Annotated in this window: 8 protein-coding genes; 5 read left to right on the top strand and 3 right to left on the bottom strand. The window is 63.6% G+C overall.

Going from position 1 to position 10,544, the window contains the following annotated elements; all coding sequences use genetic code 11:
* Positions 1-483: 483 nt before the first annotated feature.
* Positions 484-999, bottom strand: a complete 516-nt coding sequence (locus AC1DMG_RS16135; protein WP_441601868.1) for a lipid A 3-O-deacylase — start codon at positions 997-999, stop codon at positions 484-486.
* 248 nt (positions 1,000-1,247) lie between these two features.
* Positions 1,248-2,168 carry a bestrophin family protein gene (locus AC1DMG_RS16130; protein ID WP_441601869.1) on the bottom strand — a complete coding sequence of 307 codons (921 nt, stop codon included), beginning with the start codon at positions 2,166-2,168 and terminating at the stop codon, positions 1,248-1,250.
* Between the two features lie 122 nt (positions 2,169-2,290).
* On the opposite strand from AC1DMG_RS16130, the gene AC1DMG_RS16125 reads away from it, so the two are divergent.
* The 5 genes from AC1DMG_RS16125 (at position 2,291) to AC1DMG_RS16105 (ending at position 9,235) form a co-directional block, all read left to right on the top strand.
* Complete coding sequence (locus AC1DMG_RS16125; protein WP_441601870.1) at positions 2,291-2,878, top strand: DUF2239 family protein; 588 nt, start codon at positions 2,291-2,293, stop codon at positions 2,876-2,878.
* Positions 2,879-2,906: 28 nt separating this feature from the next.
* On the top strand, positions 2,907-4,385 hold the full coding sequence (locus tag AC1DMG_RS16120) for an MATE family efflux transporter (RefSeq protein WP_441601871.1): 1,479 nt from the start codon (positions 2,907-2,909) through the stop codon (positions 4,383-4,385).
* Between the two features lie 91 nt (positions 4,386-4,476).
* A complete protein-coding gene (locus AC1DMG_RS16115) occupies positions 4,477-6,132 on the top strand; it encodes a multicopper oxidase family protein (protein WP_441601872.1) in 1,656 nt (551 codons plus the stop codon).
* A gap of 547 nt (positions 6,133-6,679) precedes the next feature.
* Complete coding sequence (locus AC1DMG_RS16110) at positions 6,680-8,692, top strand: alkaline phosphatase family protein (RefSeq protein ID WP_477180760.1); 2,013 nt, start codon at positions 6,680-6,682, stop codon at positions 8,690-8,692.
* A gap of 72 nt (positions 8,693-8,764) precedes the next feature.
* Positions 8,765-9,235, top strand: a complete 471-nt coding sequence (locus AC1DMG_RS16105) for a DUF3617 domain-containing protein (RefSeq protein WP_441601874.1) — start codon at positions 8,765-8,767, stop codon at positions 9,233-9,235.
* 297 nt (positions 9,236-9,532) lie between these two features.
* Here AC1DMG_RS16105 and AC1DMG_RS16100 read toward each other — a convergent pair.
* The coding region (locus AC1DMG_RS16100) for an efflux RND transporter permease subunit (protein WP_477180759.1) at positions 9,533-10,544 on the bottom strand (1,012 nt) is incomplete at its 5' end.

Here is a 10,544-nt window from a genome sequence, read left to right as displayed (position 1 = left end):
GTTGTGGGACAACCTCCGAGGGTACACAGCGGTTACTTCAAAGCGCTGCGCAACGCGCCCGAATCCCTGAGGACTTAAAGCCGGGCCTCGCTGCGCGTCGGCTGTGGGTCACAGGTGGCGCACTAGGTGCCGCGCCTGGCGCTTGGCTTGTCTGTGGGAGCGCACCCTGTGCGCGACAGCCACGCTGCGGTGTACCGCTCCGTAGGTTTGTCGCGCACAGGGTGCGCTCCCACAAAGAGCCGACCGGCAAGGTTGATCCGCAACCCACGAAGCTGCCTAACCCTTGTAGGAGCGCACTTGTGCGCGACCGCAGGACTGGGATGTACCGCTCCGTTGGCTGGTCGCGCGCAGGGTGCGCTCCGCTCTGCGGGCAGAGTCGGTTAGAGAGAGCAGTTTCGTGTTACTTGATCGAACACGATGCGGCGATCCATTCAGACGTCCAAACAACAGCAGCCCGTCATGGGCCGTTGTTGTTTCACTCCATCAAGGATTGAACGCGACGCCCACCAGCGCCATCGTTTCGCCGCGGTTGGAGCCCTTGATGCCGGCGTTGGAGACGTGGCGGATCTGGAAGGTCCAGTGGTCGCCTTCCCAGCCGACGGAATTGACGAATTCGCCGCCGCTGCTGAGTGCCAGCGTGCGGCCGCCCTGGGCGGCGATCTCGGAGGTCCAGAACAGGTGGTGGTACCAGTCGTCGCCGTTGCCGTAGCGCATGCGCACGCCGCCACCGAGCAGCCATACGTCATCGGAAACGGCGTTGCCGTACTTGGAGACATTGCGGCCATTGATAAAGCCCAGGGAGGCGGCTGGCGCCCACGAGAATCGGCTGTTGCCGAAGGCGTGTTCGCCCCAGATGCTTTCGATCCACGCCGTATTGGTCCAGTAACTGTCTGAGTAGCTTCGGCCGCCGCTGATTTCGATACGGGGGTCGGCCAGGGTCGTAGCGGAAATGCCCATCAGGGCCAGCGCAACCGCACTGCGCAGGAGGGGATGTCGCATGGTCTTTCTTCTTTGACTTTGGGGGAGGAGTTTGTGCACCGCTAAGTTTAATAACTTATTGGACCGACCGGTACTGGAAATAGGTCGAATCGAGACAACACAGCGTTGCCTGGGCGGCACGAGTGGCCGGCATCCTTCGCGGTCACGGGGTCAGCTTGTCTCAAGCGGCGTGAAGCGCACGCGGAGAACACCGTAAAACTACGGCGATACCAAGGTAGGGGTTGGGCCTCCCGGCCGGTCCTGGTGGCTTAAAGCAGGACGCCGTCCACCGGCTGCAGCGGCGCTGGCAGGTCGCGCTGACCCAGCAATTCGCCCAGGCCGATTTCGACCGTGCGGCACATCGCATCCAGGGCCAGGTCGTTGGGCAGGCGGTCGAAGGGATTCTCGATCTGGTCACCCAGTGCATCGAGCCCGAAGAAGGTGTACGAGAGCACGCCGACCATCAGTGGTGTCACCCAGCCCACGCTGCTGATCAGGCAGAACGGCAGCAGCAGGCAGTACACATAGACCGTTCGATGCAGGAGCAGGATGTAGGCGAGCGGGATAGGTGTGCCCTGGATGCGCTCGCAACCGCCCAGCACATAGGACAGGCGCGTCACCTGCGCATCGATGTTGGCCAGCAGCATGGGATCGAGCCGGTGCTCCCGATGCAGCTGCGCATAGTCCTGAGCGATGAGTGCGAGCAGCACGTTCGGCGGATTGGGCCGGCCGGCCAGCGCGGCGGCCTCCTCCGGCGTCAGCCAGCGAGACACCTCGTCGCCCGGCGCGGTACCGCGTAGCTGATGACGCAGCGCGTGGGCGAAGGCAATCAGTCGATGCACCATGCGTTCGCGTTCCGACGCCGTGAGGCTGTCGGGCAGGCTCACCGTCTGGCGGGCGAGATTGCGCACCACGATCAGCAACTCACCCCACAGCGTGCGCGCCTCCCACCAGCGTTCGTAGGCCACCGTGTTGCGAAAGCCCAGGAAGATCGCCAGCGTCAGTCCCATCAGTGTCAGCGGGATGGCCCCCAGCTCCACCCCGGTATGCGGCAGGTGTCGTTCCAGCAGCACCACCGCCCCGGCCAGCAGCACCATGCCCAGCACGCGCTTCCAGATCACCGGGATGATCGATCCGCGCAGGGTGAACAGCATCAATCGAAGCGAGCGATGCGGGGGATGGATGACCATGGGAACGGCGCGGCGGGGGGATGGAGAAATTTTACCGCGCAGCGGCGGCCTTCTCCTCCGGTGTTGACCTTTATTTATTACCCGGGCAATATTCGCGTTCTCTTTTATACCCGGACAAAACAGTGGCGGATCTCGGTACCTGCATTGCCTTCGACGGCCACCGCCGCATTGCCGCCGGTTCGCTGGCGGACGTCGCCGTGGCGACCAAGCAGGCCGTCGATGCCGGGGCCAACGGACCGGTGCTGATCTTCGACGAACGCGATGGCCGCCCGCTGGAGCTCGACCTGCGCGGGACGATCGCCGACGTCGTCGCCCGCCTCCCCTCGCCGCCTCACGACGCCGAACTCGCGCCGCGCGGCCCCGGTCGACCGAAGCTAGGCGTGGTTGCGCGCGAGGTCACCCTGTTGCCGCGCCATTGGGATTGGCTGGCCAGCCAGCCAGGCGGTGCATCGGCCAGCCTGCGGCGACTGGTCGACGAGGCGCGTCGCAACCACGCCGAGCGCGATGCGGCCCGTCTGGCGGGTGARGCGGTCGATCGCTTCATGAGCGCGATGGCGGGTAATCTCCCGGGTTATGAAGAAGCCTCGCGCGCATTCTGGCGAAAGGAGCGCGAGCGTTTCATGCAGGTGACGGATGCATGGCCCGCCGATGTGCGCGAGCATGTGCGGCGTCTGGCCACGCGTGCATGGCAAGCCAGCGTCGCCGACTGATCTCCCCTCCCCATCGCGGAATGATTCGATGTCATCTCTTGCTGCAAAGCAGCCCCTGCTTATCGAAGGACCGATTGCCAAGACGCTGCTGATGTTCGCGTTGCCCATCTTGGGCAGCACGGTGCTGCAGTCGCTCAATGGCTCCGTCAATGCGATGTGGATCGGCCACTACCTGGGCGAGGCCGCGCTCACGGCGGTGAGCAACGCGAACCTGATCCTGTTCCTGCTGCTGGGCGCGGTGTTCGGCCTGAGCATGGCCTGCACCATCCTGATCGGCCAGAGCCTGGGCGCGCGCAACATGCTCGAGGCCAAGCGTGTGGTCGGCACCGGTGTGACGTTCTTCGTCTCGGTCTCCATCATCGTGGCCATCGCCGGTTACTTCGGCACGCCGTGGATGCTCAACGCGCTCAATACGCCGGTCGATGCACAGGCGTTCGCGGTGCCTTACCTGCGCATCATCTTCATCGCCGTGCCGTCGATGTACTTCTACGCCTTCCTGATGATGACGCTGCGCGGCGCGGGCGATTCGCGCACGCCGTTCTTCTTCATGGCGTTGTCGGTGCTGATGGACATCGTACTCAACCCGCTGCTGATCTTTGGCGTAGGGCCGTTCCCGCGGATGGGCATCGCCGGCTCGGCCACTTCGACCTTGATTGCGCAGTCGGTGGCGCTGGTCGCCTTGCTGGTCACGCTGTACCGGCGCAAGCATTTCCTGCGCCTCACGCGCAGCGAGCTGGGGTATCTGAAGCCCGATATGGAGATCCTGCGCTCGCTGGTGTTCAAGGGCCTGCCGATGGGCCTGCAGATGATCGTGATCTCCAGCTCCGCGATGATCATGATCCACATGGTGAACAACTACGGCTCCAAGACCACCGCCGCGTACGGCGCAGCGACGCAGCTGTGGACCTATGTGCAGATGCCGGCCATGGCGATCGGCGCGGCGGTGTCGTCGATGGCGGCACAGAACGTGGGCGCAAAACTGTGGGACCGCGTAAGCCGCATCACCAAGGTGGGCGTGCTCTACAACTTCCTCTTGAGCGGCATGCTCATTGCGCTGATCTATCTGTTCAACCACGCCGCACTTGGCATGTTCCTGCCCAACGACGGTGAGGCGCTGGCGCTGGCGCAGCATCTCAACAGCATCGCGGTGTGGTCGTTCATGTTCTTCGGCGTGACCTTCGTGCTGTTCGGCGTGGTGCGCTCCACCGGCGCCGTGGTGCCGCCGCTGGTGATTTTGTTTATCTCGATGTGGCTGTTCCGCCCGCCGTTTGCACTGGCGCTGGCGCCGCGGCTGGGCGCCGATTCGATCTGGTGGAGTTTCCCGCTGGGCTCGCTGGCCTCGATGCTGATGGCGATGGGCTACTACAAGTGGGGCGGCTGGCGTCGCGCACGCATGTTGGCCACGCCGATCGACAAGGCCGGCCTGGACAAAGCCGGCGAAGAAGCCGCCGTGGCGGGCCAGCAGGCACCCACGACCGGCCAAGGCGTGCCCGCTTCAGCGGAATAATCTGTCTCGCCCTGCGCTTGGATGCGCGCAGGGTGAACCAGGTTTCACACATTGCCACGTACCTGTCATCCGGGCTGCCTAGGGTGTCCCGATGACTCGCATGAACCTCTCGCGCCGGCAGTTTCTGCGCGGCATGGTCGATATGGTCGGCGCCGCCACGGCTGCCGAACTGGGCTTGCTCGCCTGGTCCTCGCCCGCCATCGGCGACGAGAAGATGGCGCGCATGGCCATGCCGCAGCTCGCCGCGCCCAAGGTGCCGCTGGTGAACCCGGTGACCCTGGCGCGCTTCGTGGACCCCTTGCCGCTGCCTGCCATCGCCAAGCCGACGGGGCAGCGGGCGCATCCCGCTTATCCAGGCAAGCAACTGCCGTTCTATCGGATGGAGATGCGCGCATTCAAGACGCAGCTGCATCGCGATCTGCCGCCCACGCCCATGTGGGGTTACGAGGGTTCGTTCCCGGGGCCGACCTTGCTGGCCCGGCGCAATGAGCCCTTGTTGATTGAATGGGCCAACGCGCTTCCCGAAAAACATTTCCTTCCCATCGACCACACTATTCACGGCGCCGAGCGCGACAAGCCGCAGGTGCGCACCGTGACGCACGTGCACGGTGCGCGTGTGCCGCCCTCAAGTGATGGTTATCCGGAAGAGTGGTTCGTACCGGGCCATGCAAGCGTGTCGCACTATCCCAACACGCAGGATGCCGCCACCCTCTGGTACCACGATCACGCGATGGGGATCACGCGCCTCAATATCTACGCGGGACTGCTTGGTGCGTATCTCATCCGGGGCGATGCGGAGTCGTCACTGCAACTCCCCCGTGGCGAATGCGATCTGCCGCTGATCCTTTGCGACCGACTTATCGCAAAGGACGGACAGCTCTATTACCCCGTTTCCGATGATCCGGATGCGCCGTGGGTGTCCGAGTGCCATGGCAACGCCATCCTGTGCAATGGCAAGTTGTACCCGTACTTCGAGGTCGAGCCGCGCCGCTATCGCTTGCGACTCGTCAACGCAGCCAATACCCGCTTCTACGAGATGTCGTTGTCCGGCGGGCTGACGTTTACGCAGATCGCCAGTGATCAAGGCCTGCTGGCGGCGCCTGTGCCGCGTCAGCGCGTCACGCTCTATCCAGCCGAACGCGCCGATGTGGTGATCGACTTCACCGGCATGGATGGCAAGCAAGTACAGCTGCGCCAGCAGGCGGAAGCGATCATGGAGTTTCGCGTGCGCGACAAGGGGCGCCGGGACGCTGGCGTGATGCCGACCAGGCTACGCACGATCGAGCGCCTTGCCGTGGCGAGCGCCGTGCGCGATCGCGTGCTGACGCTGGGCGAACAGGACGATGCCGGTGGCAGCCCGATGATGATGATGCTCAACGGCAAGCATTGGTCCGCTCCGATCACCGAAGACCCGCGGCAGAACACCACCGAAATCTGGAGCATGGTGAACCTCACCGGCGATGCGCATCCGATGCATCTGCATCTGGTGCGCTTTCAGGTGTTGGAGCGCCGGCCGTTCGATCTTTTCGCGTGGAACGAAAGCAAGACGCTCAAGTACACGGGGCCGGCGATACCGCCTGGGCCCGAGGAGATGGGGTGGAAGGATACGGTGCGTGCGGATCCGGGGATGGTGACGCGGATCATCGCGAGGTTCGAGGGTGAACCTGGGCGTTATGTGTGGCATTGCCATCTGCTGGAGCATGAGGACAATGAAATGATGAGGCCGTTTCAGTTGTTGCCGGGGTGACGCCTGGTAGATGGCCAAGAGCCACGCAGCTCGTGGTTGCCGGGCCGCTCTCTGTAGGAGCGCACTTGTGCGCGACCAGCCTACGGAGCGGTACACCCAAACGCCGCGGTCGCGCACAAGGTGCGCTCCCACAGCCAAGCCGCCGCGCCGGCGATCACGCGCAAGTCAGGGGCGCAACTCGAACGTGGCGAAGCACCCAATCCTGCGATATCTCAAACCAATAAGACGTCCAAACGTGCGCCATCGCACGATCTAATCGATCCATCGCAAAGGCAATTTCTTGCTGATGCGCAATCGTCTCGCAGCGGCAAGCGCCCGCAAGCCAACGTGTACAGGCCATCGCAGCCTCCATTGACACGCAAGCCCTTGCGACGTCTCCCCACTGTCATCTAACCGGAAATTCCTGTCGCAAAAGCGCCAAGGGTCCGTCATCTGTGCGGACGAGACTCGCCCCCGGCTGGCGCCGCCAAAGGTTGCGAACAGGTGCCAGCTAATCAGGGGGAACACCGGCGCAGCCTTCGTTCAGAAGCTGCTGGAGATCGAAGTCATGTCCATGACGCACGTTCGCAAGCGGCTGTTGCCGTTTGTCATTGGTACGCTTTCCGTCGGCCTTGCCGGCGTGGTGAGCGCCCAGAGCAACTCCACCGATCAGAATGCTGTTTCGACCAGTCAGGCTCCCGCCACTGGCGTCACCGTGCTGCACCGGCCGGGCGGCGACGACAGCAACGACGATCGCACCAATACACCCATCAAGCATGTGATCCTGCTGATCGGTGAAAACCGCACGTTCGATCACGTCTACGCCACGTACACGCCGCCGAAGGGACAGAGCGTGCACAACCTGCTGTCCGAAGGCATCGTCAATGCCGACGGCACGCCGGGCCCGAATGTCGCCGCTGCCAGGCAGTGGCAGGCGACCAGCACCGGCAAGTTTGCGCTGGCGCCCAAGCACACCACCGCGTACGCCACGCTGCCGCTGATGAATACCGGCGGTGCGCCCACGCAGGCACCGTTTGCTTCAGCCGCGCAGGCACAGGCCATCGAGCCGGCACTCCCGTCCGATGCGTACGGCGAACTCGCCGCCGGCGGCACCGGCCTGCCCAACGACGTGGTCGACACGCGCTTCCCGTCGCAGCTGGCCAACGCGCCCGTCGATATGCACGCATCGATCAGCTACGACGATTACGCCAATAGCCCGGTGCATCGCTTCTTCCAGATGTGGCAGCAGATGGACTGCGATGTCCACGCAGGCACCGCGAAGAATCCCAGCGGTTGTCGCATGGACTTGTTCCCGTGGGTGGAAACCACGATCGGTGCCGGCACCAATGGCAAGACGCAGCCGGCCGGTTTCGACGACCAGACCACGGGCGAAGGTTCCACCGCGATGCAGTTCCTCAGCATCGCCAAGGGTGACGCGCCCTATTTCGCCGAGCTCGCCCGCACCTATACGCTGAGCGACAACTTCCACCAGTCGGTGATGGGCGGCACGGGCGCCAACCACATCATGCTGGGCTTCGGTGACCTGATCTATTACGCCGATGGCAATGGCGACCCCGCCACGCCGCCGTCGAACCAGATCGAGAATCCGGACGCGCAGGCGGGCACCAACAACTGGTATGTGCAGGACGGCTACAGCGGCGGTTCCTACGTCAACTGCGCGGACGACACGCAGCCCGGCGTGGGCGTCGTGAAGGACTATCTGAAGTCCCTGCCGTATCGCACTTTCCACGGCACCGACTGCAAGAAGAACGCCTATTACCTGGTGAACAACTACAACCCGGGCTACCTCGGCGACGGCACGCCGGCACCGCTGGGCGCGCAGCAGTTCACCATCCCGCCGACGCGTCAGGACAACCTCGCGCTGTTGCTGAATCGCCATCACGTGTCGTGGAAGTACTACGGCGAAGGCTATGCCAGCGGCAAGGAGAACGGCGAAGCGGGCACGTTCTGCAATATCTGCGATCCGTTCCTGTACTCCACGCAGGTCATGACCAATCCCAAGCTGCGTGCGAACAACCAGGACATCACCGATCTCTACAACGACATCCAGAACGACACGCTGCCGGCGGTTTCCATCGCCAAGCCGGACGGCATCCTGGACGGCCACCCGGCCTCGTCCAAGCTGGATCTGTTCGAAGGCTACGTGAAGAAGATCGTCGAGCTCGCCAAGGCCAACCCGAAGGTGTGGAACGACACCGTGATCATGGTGACCTTTGACGAAGGCGGCGGCTATTACGATTCGGGTTATGTGCAGCCGATCGACTTCTTCGGCGACGGCACGCGCATCCCGATGCTGGTGATCTCGCGCTACTCCGAAGGCGGCCGCGTGGTGCACACGTACTACGACCATGTGTCCTTCGACAAATTCGTCGAAGCCAACTGGGGCCTGCGCGAGACCATTTCCCATCGCAGTCGCGACAACCTGCCCAACCCGGTGTCGCTGCCCAACAATCCGTATGTGCCACTCAATGCGCCGGCCATCGGCAACTTGATGAACATGTTCTCGTTCGGCAGCGATGGCCGTGGCCACGGCTACGCAGCAGCTGAAACACAGGACTGATGCAATAGCACGGACCGGACCCTGCCCGCGAAAGCGGGTGGGGTCTTTCGTGCGTTGGAGGTACTGCCGACTATGAATCCTTCAAGTTCCGCCGCAGACGGCCGTCGCGGTCACGCGGTGTCGCGCTTCGTCGCGATCCTGGTGTTGCTGGGTGCGGCGTTCATCGGCGAACCGGGCCATGCCGACCCCGGCGACTTTCAGGCGATGCCGGGACTTTGGAAGATCACCACGCGTGTCTTCGATCACGGCAAGCAAGGCGAGCCACAGGTGAGCTGGCATTGCGTGGACGAAGGCCCGGATCCGTGGGTGGAATTTGCCCAGCTACCCGTGCCTGGTTATGGCCAGTGCGAACGCGTCGACCAGCATCGCAGCAGTACGGCGCTCAGTTGGTCGTTACAGTGTTCGGGTTTGACGGATGCTGCGCGAGGGCGGGTGAAGTTTGATTCCGCGGAGCACTACACGGCGAGTGTGAGTTTTGGCGGGAAGGATGTAGCGCAGGTTGAGGGGGCCAGGGTGGCGGCGTGTACGAGTCCGAAGGATTGATCTCGCCTTGGCAGGACCTGCTTGTCTGTGGAAGCGGACCCTGTGCGCGACAAACCGACGGAGCGGTACACCCCAGCGTGGCTGTCGCGCACAGGGTGCGCTCCCACAAAATGACGATCCCCACCTCTCCGACGCGACCCGGGAGCGAGCGAAACCCATGTAGGAGCGCACTTGTGCGCGACCGCAGCGCGTGGGTGTACAGCTCCGTTGGCCGGTCGCGCACCAGTGYGCTCCTACAGAAAGCAGCCACGCACTGGGCTATGGCGCTCAACTGGGGCTAAATAGGGCCGACGCGCCTCACCCCAACGCCGTCTGCGCCTTCAACGCCCTCTTCGCCGCCCGCTTCACCCGGCGCGCCTCCTTGCGAATCTTGCGATCGTAATTCCACAAATAAATCGCCGGCGTGCTCAGCAGCGTCAACAGCTGCGATACCAACAACCCGCCCACGATGGCGACGCCCAGCGGCTGACGCATTTCCGAACCGACGCCGAAGCCGATGGCGAGCGGCAGCGCCGCACCCATCGCCACCAGCGTGGTCATGGTGATCGGGCGGAACCGCACGAGCGCGGCTTCCTTGATCGCGTCAGGCGGCGACAAGCCGCGTTCGCGTTGTGCAACGAGTGCAAAGTCGACCATCAGGATCGCGTTCTTCTTCACGATGCCAATCAGCATCAGGATCGCGATGATTGCCATCAGGGTGAGCTGCGTCTGGGTGACCAGCATCGCCAGGAAGGCGCCGGCGCCGGCGGCTGGCAGCGTGGAGAGAATCGTCAGCGGATGGCCGAGGCTCTCGTAGAGGATGCCCAGCACGATGTACATGGCGATGATCGCGCCGATCAGCAGCACCATGCCGTTGCTCTTGGCCTGCTGCAGTCGCTGGTTCTGGCCGGTCCATTCGATGCGAACGCCTTCGGGCAGGCCCACGATGATGCCCGCGTTCTCCACCAGCCGGGTGCCTACATCCTGGGTGACATCCTTGGCCAGGTTGTAGTTGATGGTCGAGGCTTCGAGCTGGTTGTGATGGCGGATGCGGGTCGGGCTCATATTGGGCTCGATGCGCGAGATCGCCGACAGCGGAATCATTTCACCCTGCGCATTTCGCACGCGCACATTGAGCAGCGCTTCGGGGCTCAGCGACGTCGCCGAGCTCGAAGTGAGCACCACCCAGTACTGGTTGATGTCCGAATAGATCACCGACACCTGGCGCTGACCGAAGGAGTTGAGCAACGCGGTGTCCACATCGCCCATCGTCACGCCCAGACGTCCGGCAGCGTTGCGGTCCACCTTCAGCTGCTGCTGCTTGCCTTGC

Source organism: Dyella sp. 01N36, from assembly GCF_056399745.1.
This window is presented reverse-complemented; position numbering and strand designations above follow the sequence as displayed.